17 protein-coding genes are annotated in these 20,672 nt (G+C 67.9%); 11 read left to right on the top strand and 6 right to left on the bottom strand.

What is annotated here, in order from left to right; all coding sequences use genetic code 11:
• Positions 1-18: 18 nt before the first annotated feature.
• Both ACFU5V_RS04365 and ACFU5V_RS04360 read right to left on the bottom strand, forming a co-directional pair.
• Complete coding sequence (locus tag ACFU5V_RS04365; protein ID WP_378697151.1) at positions 19-1,152, bottom strand: glycosyltransferase; 1,134 nt, start codon at positions 1,150-1,152, stop codon at positions 19-21.
• Positions 1,153-1,213: 61 nt separating this feature from the next.
• A complete protein-coding gene (locus ACFU5V_RS04360; RefSeq protein ID WP_378697149.1) occupies positions 1,214-1,750 on the bottom strand; it encodes an ester cyclase in 537 nt (178 codons plus the stop codon).
• Positions 1,751-1,885: 135 nt separating this feature from the next.
• Here ACFU5V_RS04360 and ACFU5V_RS04355 point away from each other — a divergent pair, with 135 nt between their 5' ends.
• From ACFU5V_RS04355 to ACFU5V_RS04325, 7 genes are all read left to right on the top strand, one after another.
• Positions 1,886-2,611, top strand: coding sequence for an HAD family hydrolase (locus tag ACFU5V_RS04355; RefSeq protein WP_378697584.1), 726 nt, complete (start codon positions 1,886-1,888; stop codon positions 2,609-2,611).
• A 2-nt stretch (positions 2,612-2,613) separates the two neighbouring features.
• The gene (locus ACFU5V_RS04350) at positions 2,614-4,956 is read left to right on the top strand and encodes a glycoside hydrolase family 65 protein (RefSeq protein WP_378697147.1); all 2,343 of its coding nucleotides are present in this window, start codon (positions 2,614-2,616) and stop codon (positions 4,954-4,956) included.
• 274 nt (positions 4,957-5,230) lie between these two features.
• Positions 5,231-5,992: a hypothetical protein gene (locus tag ACFU5V_RS04345; RefSeq protein ID WP_378697145.1), complete on the top strand. Its 762-nt coding sequence runs from the start codon at positions 5,231-5,233 to the stop codon at positions 5,990-5,992.
• 150 nt (positions 5,993-6,142) lie between these two features.
• On the top strand, positions 6,143-8,137 hold the full coding sequence (locus ACFU5V_RS04340; RefSeq protein ID WP_378697143.1) for a hypothetical protein: 1,995 nt from the start codon (positions 6,143-6,145) through the stop codon (positions 8,135-8,137).
• Between the two features lie 10 nt (positions 8,138-8,147).
• A complete protein-coding gene (locus ACFU5V_RS04335) occupies positions 8,148-9,608 on the top strand; it encodes a hypothetical protein (RefSeq protein ID WP_378697141.1) in 1,461 nt (486 codons plus the stop codon).
• Positions 9,605-11,104 carry a glycosyltransferase gene (locus ACFU5V_RS04330; RefSeq protein WP_378697581.1) on the top strand — a complete coding sequence of 500 codons (1,500 nt, stop codon included), beginning with the start codon at positions 9,605-9,607 and terminating at the stop codon, positions 11,102-11,104. The genes ACFU5V_RS04335 and ACFU5V_RS04330 overlap by 4 nt, the downstream gene beginning before the upstream one ends.
• Positions 11,105-11,148: 44 nt before the next feature.
• Positions 11,149-12,738, top strand: coding sequence for an ArnT family glycosyltransferase (locus tag ACFU5V_RS04325; RefSeq protein ID WP_378697579.1), 1,590 nt, complete (start codon positions 11,149-11,151; stop codon positions 12,736-12,738).
• A gap of 3 nt (positions 12,739-12,741) precedes the next feature.
• On the opposite strand, the gene ACFU5V_RS04320 is transcribed toward ACFU5V_RS04325, so the two are convergent.
• A complete protein-coding gene (locus ACFU5V_RS04320) occupies positions 12,742-13,827 on the bottom strand; it encodes a beta-mannosidase (protein WP_378697139.1) in 1,086 nt (361 codons plus the stop codon).
• A 75-nt stretch (positions 13,828-13,902) separates the two neighbouring features.
• On the opposite strand from ACFU5V_RS04320, the gene ACFU5V_RS04315 reads away from it, so the two are divergent.
• Positions 13,903-14,736, top strand: a complete 834-nt coding sequence (locus ACFU5V_RS04315) for a sulfurtransferase (RefSeq protein ID WP_378697577.1) — start codon at positions 13,903-13,905, stop codon at positions 14,734-14,736.
• Positions 14,737-14,743: 7 nt separating this feature from the next.
• Here the strand turns inward: ACFU5V_RS04315 and ACFU5V_RS04310 are convergent, their stop codons facing one another.
• Together ACFU5V_RS04310 and ACFU5V_RS04305 are read right to left on the bottom strand one after the other, a co-directional pair.
• On the bottom strand, positions 14,744-15,751 hold the full coding sequence (locus tag ACFU5V_RS04310; RefSeq protein ID WP_378697137.1) for a cation diffusion facilitator family transporter: 1,008 nt from the start codon (positions 15,749-15,751) through the stop codon (positions 14,744-14,746).
• The gene (locus tag ACFU5V_RS04305) at positions 15,748-16,155 is read right to left on the bottom strand and encodes a metalloregulator ArsR/SmtB family transcription factor (protein WP_124391956.1); all 408 of its coding nucleotides are present in this window, start codon (positions 16,153-16,155) and stop codon (positions 15,748-15,750) included. Before ACFU5V_RS04305 ends, ACFU5V_RS04310 begins: the two co-directional genes overlap by 4 nt.
• 117 nt (positions 16,156-16,272) lie before the next feature.
• Between ACFU5V_RS04305 and ACFU5V_RS04300 the strand changes: the two genes are divergently transcribed.
• Genes ACFU5V_RS04300 through ACFU5V_RS04290 form a run of 3 tightly spaced genes read left to right on the top strand, consistent with a single transcriptional unit; the run spans position 16,273 to position 19,171 of the window.
• Positions 16,273-16,773, top strand: coding sequence for a MarR family winged helix-turn-helix transcriptional regulator (locus ACFU5V_RS04300; protein ID WP_378697134.1), 501 nt, complete (start codon positions 16,273-16,275; stop codon positions 16,771-16,773).
• Positions 16,770-18,710, top strand: a complete 1,941-nt coding sequence (locus ACFU5V_RS04295) for an MFS transporter (RefSeq protein ID WP_378697132.1) — start codon at positions 16,770-16,772, stop codon at positions 18,708-18,710. Before ACFU5V_RS04300 ends, ACFU5V_RS04295 begins: the two co-directional genes overlap by 4 nt.
• A 5-nt stretch (positions 18,711-18,715) precedes the next feature.
• Positions 18,716-19,171, top strand: a complete 456-nt coding sequence (locus ACFU5V_RS04290; RefSeq protein WP_378436873.1) for a GtrA family protein — start codon at positions 18,716-18,718, stop codon at positions 19,169-19,171.
• Positions 19,172-19,203: 32 nt separating this feature from the next.
• Here the strand turns inward: ACFU5V_RS04290 and ACFU5V_RS04285 are convergent, their stop codons facing one another.
• Positions 19,204-20,616 (bottom strand): alkaline phosphatase PhoX, encoded by a 1,413-nt coding sequence (locus ACFU5V_RS04285; protein ID WP_378697130.1) that lies wholly within the window; start codon positions 20,614-20,616, stop codon positions 19,204-19,206.
• Between the last annotated feature and the right edge of the window lie 56 nt (positions 20,617-20,672).

Raw genomic sequence — 20,672 nt, 5'->3', positions numbered from 1 at the left:
CCGCTCGACGCCCGCCAGTCATCGCACTCCCCTCCGTCGATCTCGGATCGGCAGCCGATCGATGAGGTCTGCGGCATGAACGGCACCGTCATGGGCACGGATTCGCGCGCCCAGAGTCGCTGCGGTCGTCCTGTGCGGTCCGGCCACGAGCAGCTCGCCGACCGCCGACCGGATGCGCCCGGGCGCGGCCGTCTTGCGGAGGCAGCGGGCGACGCCGCGCTGCTCCAGACTGCGGCCGATCATCTTCTGATCGAGCGCGGGGTGGATCGGCAGAACGACCAGGGGCAGGTCGTGCGCGAGGGCGCGCATGGTGGTGTCGTGGCCACCGTGTCCGATGAGGAGGGTGGCGGTCGGCAGGATCTGATCGTGCGGAACGTAGCCGTGTATTTCGATGTTCGGGGCCGCCGAGAAGGTTGCCGGGTCGACGGACGGTCCGGTCGTGACCACGGTACGGGCGGGCAGTCCACCGACGGCCTCGAGAATGTTCCGCAGCGCCCGCTGCTGGCCGTCGAAGTTGAGGCTGCTGAGGCTGACCAGAATCAGCGGATCGCGTTCGGACACGGGCGTCAACATGGACGGCATCGGATGTCGCACCACCCCGGTGTAGTGGACGGAATCCGGCAGACTTCGGCGGGACGCCGGATCGAGGTCCTTGTCGGTGGTCACCAGCGCCAGGTCCGACGACGTCCACAGCCTCAGAGGCCGCTGACCTTTCAGACGGGCCATCACGGGCGTCACACCACGTGTCACGCCTCGATACATGAACTCGTAGTAGGTGTGCACCAGCGTCACACGCGTCAGGTGCGCGTCGTCGGCGGCCTGCAGGGCTCCATACAGAAAGCAATCGACCACCACCACGTCGGTCGGCTCGCGCGCGACGGAGTCGAGTAGATCGATTCCGGGCCCGGCATCGGTGAACACAGCCAGCGATTGGTAGATGCCCGCGATACCGGGATGCCTGGTCGTCGACTGCCAGGGTCGTGCATGGGTATAGGGCGTGAACGGGAAACCGTGACTTTCGATACGCCCGCGTTGCTGGGCGTGTCCGAGAAATCGGACCTGATGACCGCGACTGCGTGCCTCCGCCGCGATGCCGAGAGCGGGTGGCACGTTGCCGCCGCCGTCCCAGGTCACGAACAGGATGCGTGCCATACGGTGCCTCCAGGCCAGTGGGAACGTGAGCGGGAAAACGTGCTCGGACACGCATCGGCACTCACATGCCCGCGGCCTTCCGCGCCGTCCTCTTGGCCCAGGCGTTGCGCACCAGCGACAGCGGGGTCGGCGGCACCCAGCCCAGCTGGACTGCCTGGCCGAGGTCGTCCCGCGTTGCCCAGTGCTCGACGACGCGGCCGTCTGCGACGCGCAACCAGTGCGACTGCTGGACCGCGAGCACTCGCCCGGTGGGCGCGAACACCTGGTCGATCGATCCGCGCTCGTCGTACACGACGAAGGGGCCGGAGTGCCTGCCCTTCATGATCGTGTAGACGACGGCGAGGTCGCCTTCGACCACGACGTCCTCGATGTCGAATCGCAGCTCGGAGAAGGCGGTGCGCAGCCATTCGGCGGTGGCGTAGAACGCGTCGGGTCCGCGTCCTCGCGTCCGCGGGGGTTCGGTCGCACTCTCCCGGTTGAATGCGTCCGGGTGGACGACGGCGTCGAAATCGGCGCGGCTTCCGTTCGCCATGATCTCGATCGACCGGACAGCGAGAGATTTCACGTGGTCCGACGGGACCGGTTCCTCCACGTTCACGGTGCACTCCGCAACAGTCGGTTGGAACTCTCAGTATTCGACCGCCGTCGACCGGAAGTCAACGGCCGAAGCACGTGCAGGATTTGCGCGCGCCTCAGCAAATCCGCGGTCGACGGCGGTACCGTCGGGGAGGTGATGGGACTGCCTGATGCGATCTCGGCCTGCTTGTTCGATCTCGACGGTGTGCTCACGGCAACGGCGGTACTGCACCGGAAGGCGTGGAAACGCACATTCGACGAGTTCCTGAAGCACCGGGAGGGCGCGAACTTCCACCCGTTCACCGACCAGGACTACTACGACTACGTCGACGGACGGCCCCGCGCCGACGGGGTCCGCACCTTCCTCGCCTCCCGCAGCATCACGTTGCCGGAGGGGTCGCCGGACGATCCGCCCGGCGCCGAGACCGTGAACGGTGTCGGGAACAGCAAAAACCGGCTGCTGCTCAAGGTCGTCGACGAGGAGGGCCCCAGCCCGTACCCCGGCTCGATTCGCTACATCAGCGCGGCCTACGACGCGGGCCTGAAGATCGCCGTGGTCACCTCGTCCGCCAACGGGAAGGCCGTACTCGACGCCGCCGACCTCAGCCGCTACGTCCATGTCCGCATCGACGGCGTGGTGATCCGGGAGCAGGGTCTCCGCGGAAAACCGGCGCCGGACTCGTATCTCGCGGCCGCCCGCGCACTCCACGTGCACCCCGACCAGGCCGCCGTGTTCGAGGACGCCCTGTCCGGAGTGGAATCGGGGCGCGCAGGCGAATTCGGTTACGTCGTCGGAGTGAACCGGGGCGATCAGGCCGAAGCGCTTCGCGAGCACGGTGCCGACGTGGTGGTGAACGACCTGGCCGAACTCCTGGAGAGGTGAGCATGGACGACAAGGGCTACGAGATCTCGCCGTGGCAGCTGAAATGGCGCGGACTGGATCTGGAGGCACTGCACGCCACCGAATCCACGTTCGCACTGTCCAACGGGCACATCGGGATTCGTGGCACGTTCGAGGAGGGTGAACCACGCGGTCTCCCCGGCACCTATCTCAACGGGTTCTACGAGCAGCGCCCCCTGCCGTATGCGGAGGCAGGCTACGGCTATCCCGAGGACGGGCAGACCGTCGTCAACGTGACCGACGGCAGCATCATCCGCCTGCTCGTGGAAGACGAGCCCATGGACATGCGGTACGGCAGCGCACCGGCGCACGAACGCGTCCTCGACTTCCGCTCGGGCACCCTGCGCCGCACCACCGAATGGACGTCACCGACGGGACGCCGGGTCCGGATCCATTCGGAGCGGCTCGTGTCCTTCACCTCCCGCGCGGTCGCCGCCATCCACTACGAGGTCGAGCCGCTCGACGGCGACATCGAACTCGTCCTGCAATCGGATCTGCTCGCCAACGAGCAGATCCCGACCCGCACGGACGATCCGAGAGTGGCGGCCGCCCTGGACCGTCCGCTGGTGCCCGATTTCGCGGCCGCCCACGACTACCGCGCGGTACTCGCCCACCACACGAGGGCCTCGGGACTGCGGATGGCCGCGGGTATGGACCACGAGATCGAGTATCCCGGCGGCGGGCGGTGCAGCATCGAGACGGAAGAGGATCTCGCCCGGCTCACCGTGGCCGTCGACATTCCGCAGGGTGAACGGTTGAAGGTGACGAAGTACCTGGCCTACGGGTGGTCGGCGCGGCGGTCGACGCCGGCCCTGCGCGGCCAGGTCGAGGGAGCGCTCGCCGGAGCACTCGAAACCGGCTGGGACACCTTGCTGAAACGGCAGCGGGAGTACCTCGACATCTTCTGGGCGACGGCGGACGTCGAGATCGACGGTGACGCGGAACTTCAGCAGGCGGTGCGGTTCGCCCTGTTCCACGTGCTGCAGGCGGGTGCTCGTGGTGAGTCGCGCGCGATCCCCGCGAAGGGCCTGACCGGCCCCGGCTACGACGGGCACGCGTTCTGGGACACCGAGACGTTCGTGCTTCCCCTGCTCACGTACACGGTGCCGGATTCGGCGCGCGACGCACTGCGCTGGCGGCATTCCACGCTGGACAAGGCGAAGATCCGCGCGGTCCAGCTGGGGCAGGCCGGCGCCGTGTTCCCGTGGCGCTCCATCAACGGCGAGGAGTGCTCCGGCTATTGGCCCGCCGGCACCGCGGCGTTCCACGTGGGTGCCGACGTCGCCGCCGCGACGTCCCGGTATCTGGCCGCGACCGAGGACGAGGATTTCGAGGCCGAATGCGGCGTCGAACTGCTGGTGGAGACCGCCCGGTTGTGGACGTCGCTCGGTCATCACAATGCGCAGGGCGAGTTCCGGCTCGACGGCGTCACCGGGCCGGACGAGTACACCGCCGTGGCCGACAACAACGTATTCACCAATCTCATGGCGCAGAAGAATCTGCGCGACGCGGCGGCCGCGTGCGAAAGACGCCCCGGACTGGCGCGCGAACTCGGCGTCGACGACGAGGAAACAGCACTCTGGCGAGATGCCGCCGAGCACATGCGCATTCCGTTCGACGACGCACTCGGCGTGCACCAGCAGTCCGACGCCTTCACGCACCATGCCGAGTGGGACTTCGAAAGCACCCCGCCCGAACATTATCCGCTGCTGCTCCACTACCCGTACTTCGACCTCTACCGCAAGCAGGTGGTGAAGCAGGCCGACCTGGTGCTGGCGATGTATCTTCGCGGGGACGCCTTCACCGACGAGCAGAAGATCGCCAATTTCGCCTATTACGAGGCCCTGACGGTGCGGGACTCGTCGCTGTCGGCGTGTGTGCAGTCCGTGATGGCAGCGGAGGTCGGCCAACTCCAACTCGCCTACGACTACCTCGCCGAGGCGGCGCTGACCGATCTCCACGACCTCCACTCCAACGTGGAGAACGGTTTGCACATCGCTTCACTGGCCGGGACGTGGATGGCATGTGTGGCGGGGTTCGGCGGGATGCGCGACCACGACGGCGACATCTCCTTCGCGCCCCGGATACCACCACAGCTGGTCAACCTGTCGTTCCGGATGACGGTGCGGGGCAGCCAGATCCACGTGGACATCCGCGCCAGGACCGCAACCTACCGCCTGCTGTCGGGCGAACCGGTCGAGCTCGCCCATCACGGAAACCGGTTCACTCTCGACACCTTCCCGGTGACACGACCGATCCCGGATCCGCCGAACACCACGGCCGTACGGCAACCGTACGGCCGGGCGCCCGCGCGTCGCGGCGGCTGAGCCGGGCACAATCCAGGATTCCGACGCCGGCATCCAAACTCCAGCGCGGACTAATTCCCTTCGTGTCAGTGCCCCCGTCTACTGTCTGATCCCACACCACTGTTCACACGACGAACTCGGGGGGATCCGATTGTTCACGTTACGAACGGGGCAGCGTTGGTCGCTGCCCCGGCACTACTTCCGAGCACTTTTCGCAATGCACGCCGTGTATGCCGTCGCGGTTCTTTCGCTTTGGGTTGTCACACTATGCGTGGTACTCGCCTGGAGCGGTGCCGTGGTCTCCCAAGCCGCCATCGATATCGCTGGCTATTCCCTGTGGTTTTTCCAGGTGTTGGCCGTATTCGCCTTCCTCGGGACAGCATGGACGCTGAATTGGATTCCGATCTACACACCACACACGTCGCACGGACGACTACTCCACCAGTTCGTGAGAAGCCGGTACGCCAGAAATCTCGCGATCACGAATCTTGTTCTACTCGTTGCGAGGCTGAGTGTAGAGATCACGAACGACTCAATTATGGTCTCGTCACTGATCGGCATGTCCTCTGCAGTGACTGTGATGCTGTTCCGCCAGCAGTCCGTTGCCTTCTCGGCAGCCCGGGAAAACGCCGCCACGACGCTGTTCCCCGATGCCCTGACGGGAGCAGCGGCGGTCGATGAACAGGGCGACTTCCTCATGCGTTTTGGCGGCGACTGGGACATCCCGTCATACGTCGGACGCTATGCAATCGCGAGGAAGTACGCCCGCGCTGCAGAACGACGAGCTCACTATCGTCGACTCACTGGCAAGCTCGTCGAATTAGTCGCGGGATCCCTGACCGGGGCTGCCCTGCTCTGGTACTTCAGCGGAGACGCTCCTGAGACCTGGTTTGCCGCAACACTCTCGATCCTCCCGATCACGATTGCCGTGTTGGGACATCAACTGTCACGTACTGCAGACAAGTACTACGAACTTGCCGCAGACTATCGCACGCGAGTCAGAGACCTGAGTCCCCCTACGGCCGGGACAAATTGGAAAATGTCGTGGATGCCTTAGACCAAATTTGTGCCCGCACCACGCGGTAACCCAGTCGCCATGGTCGTTCGGCACACATCCCAGCGCTTTCCCTTGTAGCGTCAGGCACGACCGTCCCATTTGTGCCGATTCCAGACTTCGCCCGCCACGCCGCACCGAAAGATTCTGCCGATGCCCGTTGCCGCACCTGTCCGCTCACACACTCCCCGCCTTCTCGCCGTGCTCGCGGTGTGTGGGCTGGCACTGTTGTCGCTCCCGGTGGCGCATGCGCAGGATCCGGTGACCACGGAGATCGAGCCGCAGCCCAGTGGCGCTGTTTCGCTGGATTCGCGGACGCTGGGGTTCGGTGAGGCGGTGCCGTTCCGCGGCAATCACGACGAGGTGACGATCACCGTGCCGGTCCCGCAGGGACTCACGCCGACGTCGCTCGACGGGGTGGTCGACCTTCCCGGCAATGTCGGGCGCGCGTGGATCGACGTCGAGTCCGCGGGCCGCTCGCTCGGCCGGGTGGATCTGCCGGGAGCGCCTGCCCAGAGTGCGCCGGTGTCGATTCCCCTCGCGGGCGCCGAGCTGACCGATCAGGCGGTCGCGGTCACGCTGAGGACCACGCTGGTGCCGCTGGACAACATTTGCCCCCAGGACTGGACGGGACGCAGCCTGACCTTCCGCGACGTCCGGGCCGCGTACAGCGGGACGCCTGCGAACCCGACGGTCGTCGCGGACTTCCTGCCGCCGGTCCTGCAGCAGTTGCACCTCTACGTTCCCGGCGATCCCAGTTCGGCGGAGAGCGCGGCGGCGGTCGACCTCGGCGCGGCCGTCGTCGCCTATTACGGCGCGCAACCGGTGCGGGTGGACGTGCGGCGGCTTCCCAACGGGCAGTCGACGCCGACGTCCGCCGACAGCCCGTTCGAGCGTTCCGTGGTGATCCGCGAGAGCGGCACCGCCGCGACCGAGTTGATCCCGGCACCGAGCGGTCCGCCGGCGCTGCGCCTGACCGGCGACGACCGCACGCTGGAGAACCAGAGCCGGCTGATCACCAGCCAGGTGGCGAGCATTGCGGTGGAGGCCCGTGCGACGGCCGGTTCGATGGACAACCCGCCGATCCTCGCCCCCACGTCCACGACGCTGCGCGGGCTCGGCCAGACCAACCTCGACGCCACCGCGCACGGCCGCGTCGAGGTGGCCCTCGGACTCGACCAGACGCGGCTCGGCCGGGCCTCGGACACCGTGCGAGTCAACCTGCAGGGCACGTACACACCGCTGCCGAGCAATCAGAACGGTCTGATCTCCGTCTCCGCCGGCGATCGGCAGGTGGCCAGCTGGGCCGCCGAACCCAGTGGTGCGATCGACCGTTGGATCGACGTGCCGAACGATGCGCTGCGCCGGGTCACCACGCTCACCGTCGCCCTGCAGACCACGGGCGCCACCAACCAGTGCGGACTCGAACAACCGGTCACCCTGTCGATCGACCCGGACAGCGAGGTCACCAGCGAACCGTCGGGCACCCCGCATCCGGGTGGGTTCGAGTCGCTGCCGCAGTCGTTGCTGCCGAGCGTCGACGTCGCGGGCACCGTCGGCGGATTCGACGACACAGCACGCGCCGTGGCCGTGGTGACGGGACTGCAATCGCTGACCACCGTCGAACTCGACCCCCACTGGGTGTCGATCGACGAGGCCGTGGGCTCGGAGTCGCCCGCCATCCTCATCGCCGCCGACGGGAATCTCCCGGACGACGTCCCGTTGCCCCTGTCGAGCACCGAGGACTCCACGTTCGAACTGACCGATCCGGGGACCGACGGCTCCACCACCGTCACGTTCGGCGCACCGATCGACTTCGCGTCACTGCAGACCGCGTTCGACGGCACCCGGCAGGTGGTGGTCGCCGGATCCACCGGTGTGCCCGGCGAACTCGACCGGACACTCGAATGGCTTCGGGCGACACCGGATCGCTGGGCGAGCCTGAACGGTGACATCCTCTTCACCGCCGCGAACCGCGACCCCGTCGAACTGTCGATACCGGACACCGCGGGCGGTGCGAGCACGTCCGGTGTCTCCACGACGGTCGGGTGGGTGCTCGGCGTCGCCGGGATCCTGCTGCTGGTGGGAATCGTGATCGCGGCGGCGGTCGTGATGCGTCATCGCCGGACCCGTCCGCTGCCACGCTGAGCGGCTCCCCATGATCATCGGCAACGTCGCCCTCGACGCCGCGATCCGGCTCACCGCCCGGTGGGTCCTCATCGTGGCGGCGACGGTCTTCGCGTTCTGGAAGACGTGGCAGGACGTGTGGCGCAGTACCACCGAGGGCACCGCCATCGGCTACGTCTTCGTCGTCCCGGCACTGTGCATCTGCGCGGCGATCGGCATCTCGCTGCGGCGGGAGGGCGAACTCCCCATCCACGACCGCCAGACCGACAAGATCGTGGGCGGTATCGGGCTGCTCGTCACCCTGGCGATCCAGGTGCTGCTCCTGCCCCGGTTCGCCGAGGACTACCAGTTGATGCACATCGACGTCGTCGCGGCGTGGGTGTTCGTGTTCAGCTCCGCGGTCCTCGTCTTCGGGCTCCGCCCGGTGTGCCGGTTCTGGCCGGTGTGGGTGCTCGCGCTGGCGCTCGGTCCGCTGACGTACCGTTCGCTGGCGATCCTGCTCGGCGGCCAGCGTTTCCACTACGGCCTGATCATGGTCGTCCTCGCCTCCGGCGCCACCGCCATCGCCGTCAGCCGGAGCAACCGCCGCGCGGCCGTCGGTTTCGCCTGCTCGGTGACACTGGGCAGCGTCGCGTTGTACGTGACGATCAGGATGTTCCCGACGGCGCCCACGTTCGCCACCCAACTCGGTCCGGCCCTGGCCACCTCGATCATCGTCGGAGCCTGCTTCTACGTGTACAAGCGGCGCGGCGGCAGCCTGGCACCGTTCGACCGCCCCGTCCGCCGCCCCACCACCATCAACAGCGGCTTCACGTTCGTCGCGGTGTTCGTGGTCGCCGCGGCGTTGTTCGTGACGCCGCTGCCCGACCAGAACCTCACCCCTGTCTCGCCCGGCCCCTCTCCCGCCGCGCACGCGGGGATCGTCGTGCCGGGCGGCTGGCAGGAACTGGATTACACCGAGTACAGCTGGCCGCGCAAGTACTTCGGTTCCACGTCGCGGCTCACCCGGCAGACCATCCGCACCACCGAACCCAACCCGGCGTGGGACGTGCAGAACCGCCCCCGCACCGTGCAGGTGGACACGCTGTCGGTGCGCAGGCCCACGACACTCGAGGTGTACCCCAGCCACACCCAATACCGACTGCAGAACGCCCGCGTCAGCTCGAAGGTTTTCGTCGACGTCGGCCGCGGGGTGACCGCGGAGATGTACACCGTCGTCGACGACGACCTCCTGCTCACCTGGAGCAATCTCAACTTCGTGTGGGTGCGGGGTCCGGGTCTCACCCAGCGGGTCAGCCTCATCACCGTCGACAACCACGAACCCGACGCGCTGTTCCCGGAACCGGCGCCGTCGATGGCGTCCAACGGCGCCAACTCGCTGGCCGTCCTGCTGCGGGGCAAGACCGCGGTCTCCGACACGGAACCGGAGTACAAGGACCGGGAGATGCTCGAAACCCTGGCACGCGAGATCGTGGAGGCGCAGCAGTGGTGACCCGCGAAGACGACACGTACGACACCGAGTTCAAGGCCGCCGCCCTCCACGACGCCGTCAACGGCCTGCGCGAGAAGCATCCGATGTCGTCCGCCTCGGTCGCGTTCTACCCGTGGCAGCGCAACCTGCTGCTCGCCCTGCTGGCCGTCGGGATCGTGTGTGCGTACTTCTTCCCGATTCCCACGCTGGTGGCGGTCACCCTCTTCTGCACCATCGCGTACGTCTGGACGCTGGCCGACCGGCTGATCCTGTTCTTCCGCGGCCTGGACGGCAGCACCATCGTCAGCATCTCCGACGAGGACGCCCTCGCACTGACCGACGACCGGTTGCCGCCGTACACGATCCTGGTCCCCGCCTACAACGAACCGGAAGTGGTGGCCGATCTCATCGCGGCCATGCGGGCACTGAGTTACCCCGAGGAGAAACTGCAGGTGCTCCTGCTCCTCGAGGAGGACGACGACGTCACCATCGACGCCGCGAACGCCGCCGGAGTCGGCGACGTGGTCACCATCCTCCTCGTACCGCCCGCCGATCCGCGGACCAAACCGAAGGCCTGCAACTACGGACTGCACTTCTCCACCGGCGAGATCGTCACCATCTACGACGCCGAGGATCACCCGGACCCGCTGCAACTGCGGCGGGTCGTCGCGGCGTTCGACCGGCTCCCCGACAACACCGCGTGCGTGCAGGCGAAGTTGGCGTTCCACAACGGGACCCAGAATCTGCTCACCGCGTGGTTCACCGCCGACTACGCGTTGTGGTTCGGGTTCATCCTGCCCGGACTGATGCGCAGCGATTCGCCTATCCCGCTCGGCGGCACGTCGAATCATCTGCGGCGCAGCGTGCTCGACGAGATCGGGTCCTGGGATCCGTTCAACGTCACCGAGGACGCGGACCTGGGGGTGCGCATCGCCGAATCGGGATACCGCACCGCCGTCCTCGACTCCACGACACTGGAGGAAGCGAACAGCGACGCCATCAACTGGATCCGGCAGCGGTCCCGCTGGTACAAGGGCTACCTGCAGACGTGGCTGGTGCACATGCGCAGACCCGTCGGCCTGTGGCGGGGTCTCGGCGCCGTCGGGTTCTTCCGGTTCACGGCCCTCATGGCGGGGACGCCGCTGATCGCGTGCCTCAACATGGTGTTCTGGCTGATCAGCCTGGCCTGGATCCTGGGCCAGCCGCACGTCATCCAGGAAGAGTTTCCCGCGTACGTGTACTTCCCGGCGCTCATCTCGCTGCTGTTCGGCAACGTCGCCGTGCTCTACATGAATCTGATCGCGTGCCGGGAGACCCGGAACTCGGCGCTGCTGATCGCGGGACTGACCACACCGCTGTACTGGGTGATGATGAGCATCGCGGCGATCAAGGGCACGTACCAGTTGATCCGGAACCCGTCGTACTGGGAGAAGACGTTCCACGGGCTGAGCGGAGCGAGCACACCGACCGCGGCCGAATCGGATGCGGCGAAGTCGAATTCGGGGGCCGCACCGTGAGGCCGGCACGCTGGCTGTTCTGGGGCTGCACCGCGCTGTACGTGATGGTCGGGCTGTATCTGACTGTCGGGCACGGATTTCTGATGGGTGATGCGCTCAGTCGCATTTCCGCCGCACGCAGCGTCCTGTTCAGCCGCGACCCGCATCTCGCCGCGATCGGTTTCGTGTTCACGCCCCTGACGGCGGTGGTGCAATTGCCGACGGTGCTGCTCAGCCACTGGTGGCCCGGTCTCACCACCTGGGGTGTGACGGGGGTGGTGATGTCCGCGCCGTTCATGGCGGGCGCGGTGGTGCAGATCTTCAAGATCGGCACCGATCGCGGCTGCCCGACGTGGCTGATCTGGGCGGTCACCGCCCTGTTCGCGCTGAACCCGATGATCGTGTTCTACGGCGGCAACGGGATGAGCGAGGCGCCGTTCCTGCTGCTGATGTGCTGGGCCACCCGCCGGTTGATCCGCTGGTGCACCACCGACGACATCCACGACCTCGTCGCCGTCGCGGTCGCGCTGGGCCTCGCCTACCTGACCCGGTACGACGCGCTGGCCGCCGGACTGGCCGTGACCGTGTTCGTGTTCGCGACGACCCTGCTGCGGCAGGGGTGGAAGAACAAGCGGGAACTGCTGTTTCCCGCGGCCCTCGACGCCGTGCTGGTGGCACTTCCCACCGGGGTGGCGTTCCTGGCGTGGGCGGCCACCAGCTGGCTCATCACGGGTGAGGCCCTGCAGCAGTTCTCGTCGACGTACGGCAACGCGAGCATCCTCGCCCAGAGCGGCGGCGGATCCACCGACCCCGGATACGCCTTGGTCTTCTCGATCGCGGAGACCGTCGTGCTCGGGCCAGTGCTCCCGCTGCTGGTCCCGATCGTCGCGGTGCTGGCCTGGCGTCGCCGCGACCTCGAGGTGGTGGCGGCCGTGGCGGTGCTCGCGTCGGTGATCGCGTTCGCCACGCTCAGCTACATGCGCGGACTGACGTTCCCGTTCCTGCGGTTCTACATCTGCGCGCTTCCGCTGATGGCGGTGCTCGCGTTCCAACTCGTCCCGCCGGGTGGGGCGCTGGTGGAGCGGCGGCACGGTCCGCACGGATTCACCCGTCGCCTCGTCGTCGGCTCCCGTTCCGTTCCGGCGGCCCTCGCCGTGGCCCTCGTCGTCTTCACTCCCGTCGCCACCGGTGCGCTGATGGTGTCCCCCACCCTGTCGGATCAGCAGTACGCGCTGGAGTCCGTGGTGTTCCCCGCGCCGGACGACACGTCCGACAAGCGGCGCACCGAGCGGCGGATCATCGCCTCGTTCCGCACCGAACGGGAACTGGCCCGCCACATCGACTCGATGAATCTGCCCGAGGGGTCGGTGCTCATGGACACCGTCTACGGGTTCGCCGTCTACACCGCGACCGACAACCCGCGCACGTTCGTCATCCCGTCCGACCAGGACTTCACGTCGATCGTCAACCGGCCCGCCGATCACGGCATCCAGTACGTCCTCGCCGTCCCCAACACCGGTCGCGGCGAGTCCGATGCCGTCAACCGGCGGTACCCGACGCTGTACGAGACCGGCGCGGACATCGCGACGCTGGAACTCGAGATCCCGAACGACGGCCAGGACCAGCCCACGTGGCGGCTGTACCGGGTGCTGTGACGCTCAGCGGGTGCCGTTGCGTTCGCGCAGCACTCCCCGCACCGGGTCGTCGGGTCCGATGTCGTACGTGCACTCGCCGTGACGCGGGTCGGGCACGAACGCCCACAGCAGCGCGCCCGCGGTCCCGGCCGCACGCTGGCCGTCGATCTTCACGGCCACTTCCCGGGCCCGCTCCACGACGGAGACGCATCCCGCCCCCGAATACTGTCCGATCTCCGCGACGAGGATCGGTTTGCGCAGGTGTTCGGCCTGCTCGATGTGCAGGGCGAGACCGTTGTAGCGGTCGCCGGGCAGCGGAACACCGTCGGCGCCGTAGTCGTGGTACTGCAGGACGTCGAGTGCGGGCGACGCGCCCACGAACTCGTAATCCGTTCCCGCCGTGCCGCACTGGCCGCCGCCGATCATCCCGAGCGTGATCGGGTGCCGGTCGTCGAGGCTGCGGACCAGGCCGCCGGCCTCGTCGACGAACACCCGCAGTGTCTCACCCGCGGTGTCCGTGCAGCTGTGGAACGGGGTCAGCGGTTCGGGCTCCCCCATCAGCTCCCACATCGCCAGCGACGGGGAATCCCGCCACCGCTTCACCGCCGTCGCGACCCAGTCCTCGTAGCTGAGCACCGAACCGGGGGCGACGCTGCGCCAACCGCCGTCGTACCACTCACTCGACTTGAAGATCTCGTCACCACACGATCCGTCCTGTGCGGCGAGCACCGGGATCACCAGCTGGCGGTGCGCCTCGGCCGCCCGGAAGACGTTGTCGATGCCCGTGAAGTCCAGCGCGCCGGTCACCTTGTCGATCGCCAGCCACTGGAACGCGTTGAACCGGGTGAGCGACCCCTCCGGCAGGCCGCCGAAGAAGCCGTCCAGATCCACCTCGGCGCCGCACCCGCGGTTGACGGACCAGTCGGTGGCCAGCTGATAGGCGTTCAGCCCGGCGGGCCACCACGGCCGGCCGTCGAGGGTCAGCCCGGACGCGGACGCCTGCACCCGCGGCACCGGCGACGGCGTCTTCGCCGGTTCGGCCGTTCCGCACCCGGTCAGCCCGAACAGCGCGGCCGCAAGCAGCAGCGCCGTCGTGCGACGTCCCGTCATGCGTGCCAGGGTGCCAGGTTCTCGCGTCAACGGCACCCCGAATCCACCGTGTGCGACAGTGGTGCGATGAGCCCTGTGGTGACGATCGACGAGTTGGCGGCGCTGTTGCGCAGCGACGCTCCCCCGGTTCTGCTGGACGTGCGGTGGGCCCTCGGCGACACCGAGGGCAGGCAGCATTACCTCGACGCGCACATTCCGGGGGCCGTGTTCGTGGACCTCGACACCGAACTCGCCGCACCGGGACGCCCGGAACTCGGCAGGCATCCGCTTCCGGCGGTGACGGACCTCCAGGACGCCGCGCGCCGGTGGGGTGTCCGGGCGGGCAGCACGGTCGTGGTCTACGACGCCACGGGGAACCTCGCCGCCGCGCGAGCGTGGTGGCTGCTGCGCTGGGCGGGTGTCGCCGACGTCAGCATGCTCGACGGCGGCCTCGGCGCGTGGACGTCGTCGGGCCGCCCCGTCCGGTCCGGCGACGAGCAGGCGCGAGTCCCCGGCGACGTCGTGCTCACCGCGGGCCACCTGCCGACGTTGACCGCGGACGAGGCCGCCGACTTCGCCGCCCACGGCCGGCTTCTCGATGCCCGTGCCGCCGAGCGGTATTCGGGGGCGACCGAACCTGTCGACCCCCGCGCCGGGCACATTCCCGGCGCCCACAGCGCCCCGACGGCCGAGAACCTCGGACCCGACGGACGGTTCGCGCCGGCGGACGCGCTGCGCGCACGGTTCGCCGCGGTCGGCGCCGAGCCCGGACGTCCGGTCGGCGTCTACTGCGGATCGGGTGTGACGGCGGCCCATCAGGTCGCGGCGCTCGCCCTCGCCGGCATCGATGCCGCCCTGTACCCGGGGTCGTGGTCGCAGTGGTCGTCCGATCCCGGACGTCCCGTCGCCACCGGCCCCGACCCGCGGTAGCGGCGGGTCACCCCGCCCGGCCTGCCGCCTCCACGTCGTGCGCCGGGTAGGCGTGGATGAGGGCGGTGCTCAGCTTCGGGACCGCGTGGGTGAGCGTGTGTTCCGCGGTGTGCGCGACGCGGTGCGCGTCGCCGAGGCTGGTCGAGGGGTCGACGTCGAGTTCGGCGTCCGCGTGCAGGCGGTGCCCGATCCAGCGCATCTTCACGCTCCGCACCCCGACCACTCCCGGTTCGGCCGCGAGGGCCCGTTCGGCGGCGTCGACCAACCCGGGGTCGACGCCGTCCATCAGTCGCCGGAACACGTCGCGGGCGGCGGTCCGCAGCACCAGCAGGATCGCGGCCGTGATCACCAGACCCACCAGTGGATCGGCGAGGGGAATCCCGGCTGCGACACCGCCTGCGCCCAATACCACGGCGAGAGAGGTGAATCCGTCGGTCCGCGCGTGCAGTCCGTCCGCCACGAGGGCCGCGGAACCGATCCGGCGGCCGATCCGGATGCGATACAGCGCCACCCACTCGTTGCCGGCGAAACCGATGATCCCGGCGAGCGCCACCCACCCGAGATGCTGGATGGGCACGGAATCGAGCAGGCGCCGGGTGGCCTCCACACCCGCGACGACCGCGGACAACGCGATCATCACCACGACGAACAACCCGGCGAGGTCTTCGGCCCGGCCGTAGCCGTACGTGAACCGCCGCGTGGCCGCCCGCCGTCCGAGGGCGAACGCGATCCACAGCGGGACCGCCGTCAGCGCGTCCGAGAAGTTGTGGATCGTGTCGGCGGCGAGCGCGACCGAACCGGACAGCACCACCACGACCATCTGGGCCAGCGCGGTGACGCCCAGCACCACCAGGCTGATCTTCACCGCCCGGATGCCGATCTCGCTGGCCTCGAGCGCGTCGTCGACGCTGTCCGCGGAGTCGTGACTGTGCGGGGCGAAGATCTCGCGGATCGCCCCGCGGACGCCGCCCGAATGCCCGTGGCCGTGTCCGTGTCCGTGGCCGTGGCCTTTCACGACGCACCTTCCTCTGCGGCCAGATCGGCACCGTCGTGGAGGACCTGCAGATCCCCCGACGCGCGATGGTGCCCGGGGATGCCGGGGCCTGCGTGCTCGGCGTTGAACACGGCGTCGGTCACCAGCTGCTGCACGTGCTCGTTGGCGACGCTGTAGTAGATGGACGTGCCCTCCCGCCGGGTGTGCACGAGGCGGGCCATCCGGAGTTTCGCGAGGTGCTGCGAGACGGACGGCGCCGGCTTTCCGACCCGTTCGGCCAGCTCGTTCACCGACAGTTCGCCGCCCACCAGCTGCCACAGCACCTGCACCCGGGTGGCGTCGGCCAGCATGCGGAATACCTCGACCACCAGCCCGACCTGGTCGTCGTCGAGTCTGCGCCGGCAAACGCGCTTATCTGCATTCATACGCAGATAATAGGTCACTCGAGGTTGTGATGCACCAGACACCGAAAAGACTTACTTGCTTGCACTAACGATGTATATAGTTGCTTGCATCAAGTAAGTCGTCCTTCAGGGGTTGCCATGTCCGTCACGTCAGTGCCTTCCGTATCCCTGGGCACCACCGAAGCACTCATCGACGAGGTCTTCCTCTTCGGCCGAGTGCTTCGCGACGCCCTGATGTCGGAAGCCGACGGCCACATTCCACGCGCGCTCACGGGGGTCCTCCTCGTCCTCGCGGCCCGGGGGGAATGCCGGCAGAACGAACTCGCCACCGAGTTGTGCGTCGGCCAGTCGTCACTCAGTCGCCAGATCACCGACCTGGTGGAGGCCGGCTACGTCAGCCGCCACCCGGACCCCGCCGACGGGCGCGCATTCCGAATACGCGTCTCGGAGGAGGGAATGGCGTACGTCAAGCACGTGAGAACGCAACGTGCCGCGCGAATGCAGAAATTGTTGACGGGGTGGAACGAAACCGAGGCAGCAACCGCACTCGAATCCATCCGGCACCTGAAGGAAACACTCTTCGATCCAGAACACCGGATCGTCACGAGCTCGAACCCGATTGGAACACAAAGCGTATGACCGAAACACAGACTCGGCCGCCGGTTGAAGAAACGACGGCCATGACGCACCGCCAAATCCTCGAAGCCCTCACAGGCCTGCTCGCAGCACTGTTCACCGCACTGCTGAGCAGCACGATCGTCGCCACCGCACTCCCGACGATCATCGGCGACCTCAAGGGCACCCAGACCGCGTACGCCTGGGTCATCACCAGCGCACTGCTCGCAAATGCCGCCTCGACCCCCATCTGGGGCAAGCTCGCCGACCTGTTCAACAAGAAGGTCCTGGTCCAGAGCGCGATCGTCATCTTCGTCATCGGCTCGGTGATCGCAGGATTCGCCCACAACGTGCCGATCCTGCTGACCGCGCGTGTCATCCAGGGCATCGGCATGGGTGGCCTGACGGCACTCGTCGTCGCCATCATCGGCACCATCGTCTCGCCCCGTGAACGCGGCCGGTACTCCGGCTACATGGGCGCCGTCATGGCCGTGTCCATGTCGGGTGGCCCGATCCTCGGCGGCGTCATCGTCGACAGCCCCCTCGGCTGGCGCTGGTGCTTCTTCGTGTGCGTCCCGCTCGCCGTCATCGCACTGTTCCTGCTGCAGCGCACGCTGCACCTCGCGACCGAGAAGAAGGACGACGTCTCCATCGACTGGCTCGGCGCCCTCCTGCTGACCGCCGGTGTGTCCATCCTGCTGATCTGGGTCTCGTTCGCCGGCAAGGCGGGCTACTACGAGTGGTTCTCCCGGGAGACGGCACTGTACGTCGGATCCGGTGTGCTGCTGCTGGCCGCGACGATCCTCGTCGAGGCCAAGGCCAAGTCGCCGATCATCCCGCTCAAGATCGTCACGGAGAAGACCACCGGACTCGCGATCATCGCGTCCGTCGCCGTCGGTGTCGGAATGTTCGGCTCCACCACGTTCCTCGGCCAGTACTTCCAGACCTCGCGGGGCTACACCCCCACCATGGCCGGAGTGCTCACCATCCCGATGGTCGCAGGCATGCTCCTCGGCACGGTCGGATCCGGACAGCTCATCACCCGCTTCGGCAAGTGGAAGCCGTTCGTCGTCGGCGGCGCCGTCCTGATGATCGCAGGCTTCGGACTGCTCGGCACCATCGATCACGAAACCAACCTGACCCTCGTCGGCACGTACATCGCGATCGTCGGTCTCGGCATGGGCATGCTGATGCAGAACCTGGTCCTCGCGGTGCAGAACACCGTCAGCGTCCAGAACATCGGTGCGGCATCCAGCTCGGTCGCCTTCTTCCGGACCTTCGGTGGCGCGATCGGCGTCTCGGTTCTCGGTTCGGTGCTGGCCACCCGCGTCGCCGACCTGTCGGCCGACGGTTTCGCCAAGCTCGGCATCCCGACCGGATCGAGCAGCGGCGGAAGCCTGGACCTGACGTCCATGCCCGCCCCCGTCCTGGAAGTCATCCGCGCCGCATACGGCGACGCGACGGGGCGGATCTTCCTGATCGCCGCCGTCGTCGCCGTCGTCACCCTGATCGCCGTCATCCTGATCCCCAACCGCCCGCTGCGTCGCACCATCGACCTGTCGAGCGAGCAGGAGCCCGTCCAGGAACCCGAGTACGCCCCCGTCCCGGAGTACGCACTCGAATCCGACACGGCGCCGATCCCGTCGTCCGACGTCCGCGGCGGCAGGCACGAGGCTCCCGCCGATCAGCATCAGCCCTTCGCCGGGCTGAGCGCCGACGCCCGGGACCGTCTCCTGTCCATGCTCCTGCCCCAGCCGGAGCGGACGCTGGAAGCGATCGACGAAGCGGAGAAGATCCGCGACGAGGTCAACCGGCTGCGTAACGATCTCAATGCGAAGCTCGTCGAATTCGACGAGGTCTGGGATCGCCTGCGCGAGCTGGGACTGAGTGAAGAGCAAGTGGCCGGCGTCCTCGGTGGCGGCCACGTGACGGACACCGGCAACGGTGCCCTCATCCGCTGAATGAGATGATCGTTCAGTTCCACGACGCCGTCGGCTCGCCCACGTATCCCCCTCTACGTGGGCGGGCCGGCGGCGTGTTCGCTCAGTTGACCCGGTTCACCCTGGTGGGCACGTCGAGCAATGTGCTCTACGCTCTCGCGTTCTTCACCCTCGACGTGTACGGGTCGTTCGTCGCCAACCTGGTCGGCGTGGTGACCAGTTCGATGTTGGCCAACGAACTCCACCGGCGGCTCACGTTCCGCGCCGCGGATCGCGTCCGCTGGTTCGTCGCACAGTGGGAGGGCGGAACGCTCGCGCTGATCGGGCTGGCCGTCAGTTCCCTCGCGCTCGCCGTCCTGCACACGCTCTTCCCCGGCGCCGACGGCCTCGTGCAGGTCGCGCTCGTCGTCGCCGTCAGCGCCGTGGTCGGCGGCCTGCGGTTCCTCGCCCTCCGCGGCTGGGTTTTTGCCTCCGGCCTGTGAGTACTTGTTAACCGCGGGCGGTTAACAAGTACTCACAGCAGGGGGCGGTGCCACGGACCGGTGATCGCCAGTGTCAGCCCCGGTGACTGAATGTTCACAAACAGGGTCCTCCCGTCGGCGCTGAATGCCGGACCGCAGAATTCGCTGTCGTTCAACTCGTTCCGGGCCATCGCGAACGGCTCCCCCTCCGCCGTGACACCGACGAGGTGGCTGATTCCTTCGCCGTCCTCCGCGAGAATCACACCGCCGTACGGCGAGACCGTGATGTTGTCGGGCCCGTCGTAGTTCCCGGTGTCGACGGCGGGATCGGGATTGACCCCGAACAGGATCTTCAAGGTGACCGTCTGTTTCGCCGGGTCGAAGAACCACACCTGGCCGTCGTGCTCGGCGACGCTGCCGTCGCTGGTCCGTGCGTAGCTCGCGACGAAGTAGGCGCCGCCGTCGCCCCACCACTGCCCCTCCAGCTTGCGGCTCCGGGTGACGACATCGTCCCCGAACTGCTTACGCACCGACGTGCTCGTCGCGTCGCGGTCCGGCACACCGACCCACTGCACGGAGTACACGGTGCCCGGCTCGGTGGCCTGCGACAGGTCGGGGACGTGCGTTCCGCCCTGGAAGCAGGCCATCGCCTGGAGTGCGCCTGCGGTGTCGCCGCCCGGGGACTGGGCGAGTTCGCGCAGCGCGTTCGGCCCGCCCCGGAAGCCGTGCGGCGGCGTCCACCGGTAGTACAGTCCGTTCGGCCCCGACGCGTCCTCCGTCAGATAGATGGTGCTCGACGCCGGATCCACCGCCACCGCCTCGTGCGCGTACCGGCCCAGAAACTTCAGCGGCACAGGACTTTTGTCCCTGTTTGCCTCCTGGCTCGCGGGGTCGACCTCGAAGACGTAACCGTGGTCGAGCAGGAACCCACCCTCCCCCGCGCGAGCCTCCGTCTCCTCGCAGGTCAACCACGTTCCCCACGGGGTGATGCCGCCCGCGCAGTTGTTCACGGTGCCCGCGACGCTGACGTACTGGCCCTGCCGTGCGCCGTCGGCGCCGACCGCGGTCGTGGTCGTGCCGCCGCGCGCGCCCGTGTCGTACGTCAATCCGTCGAGAGCGGGCACGCCGAACGGTTCGTCGCTGCCGATCTCGTGATTGGTGACGAGCGTGGAACCGCCGGGTCGCGCGAACACCCCGATGGCGTCGGGATCGCTCGGCACGGGCACGCCACCGTCCAACTGCATCTCGCCCGACCGGGCGACGATGGTGTACGAAAAGCCCACCGGGAGCGACAGAATGCGGTTCGGGTCCGGCACGAGCGGTCCGTAGCCGATCGCCTGTCCCGGTGCCGCGGACGCGAACGCCGGCCGGACGAGGGCGTCGACGCTTCCGGCGAGTGCCACACCGAGTCCGGTGAGCGCGGTGCGACCGAGGAATCCGCGGCGGTTGAGTGGTGCAGTGGACACTGTCTGAAACCTCCATGGTGACGAACCGGATCCTCAGGACGGTAGGTACCGCGGTG

This window comes from Rhodococcus sp. NPDC057529, from assembly GCF_042802055.1.
Lineage (GTDB): Bacteria > Actinomycetota > Actinomycetes > Mycobacteriales > Mycobacteriaceae > Rhodococcus_F.
The sequence above is the reverse complement of the archived record's forward strand: the minus strand, read 5'-3'. Positions and strand labels throughout refer to the sequence as shown.

Coding starts and splice junctions, on each gene's coding strand:
- ACFU5V_RS04340 (WP_378697143.1), top strand. CDS start 6,143: ATGCCCGTTGCCGCACCTGTCCGCTCACACACTCCCCGCCTTCTCGCC.
- ACFU5V_RS04290 (WP_378436873.1), top strand. CDS start 18,716: ATGATCGTTCAGTTCCACGACGCCGTCGGCTCGCCCACGTATCCCCCT.
- ACFU5V_RS04300 (WP_378697134.1), top strand. CDS start 16,273: ATGTCCGTCACGTCAGTGCCTTCCGTATCCCTGGGCACCACCGAAGCA.
- ACFU5V_RS04350 (WP_378697147.1), top strand. CDS start 2,614: ATGGACGACAAGGGCTACGAGATCTCGCCGTGGCAGCTGAAATGGCGC.
- ACFU5V_RS04335 (WP_378697141.1), top strand. CDS start 8,148: ATGATCATCGGCAACGTCGCCCTCGACGCCGCGATCCGGCTCACCGCC.
- ACFU5V_RS04365 (WP_378697151.1), bottom strand. CDS start 1,152: ATGGCACGCATCCTGTTCGTGACCTGGGACGGCGGCGGCAACGTGCCA.
- ACFU5V_RS04305 (WP_124391956.1), bottom strand. CDS start 16,155: ATGAATGCAGATAAGCGCGTTTGCCGGCGCAGACTCGACGACGACCAG.
- ACFU5V_RS04355 (WP_378697584.1), top strand. CDS start 1,886: ATGGGACTGCCTGATGCGATCTCGGCCTGCTTGTTCGATCTCGACGGT.
- ACFU5V_RS04320 (WP_378697139.1), bottom strand. CDS start 13,827: ATGACGGGACGTCGCACGACGGCGCTGCTGCTTGCGGCCGCGCTGTTC.
- ACFU5V_RS04325 (WP_378697579.1), top strand. CDS start 11,149: ATGGTCGGGCTGTATCTGACTGTCGGGCACGGATTTCTGATGGGTGAT.
- ACFU5V_RS04295 (WP_378697132.1), top strand. CDS start 16,770: ATGACCGAAACACAGACTCGGCCGCCGGTTGAAGAAACGACGGCCATG.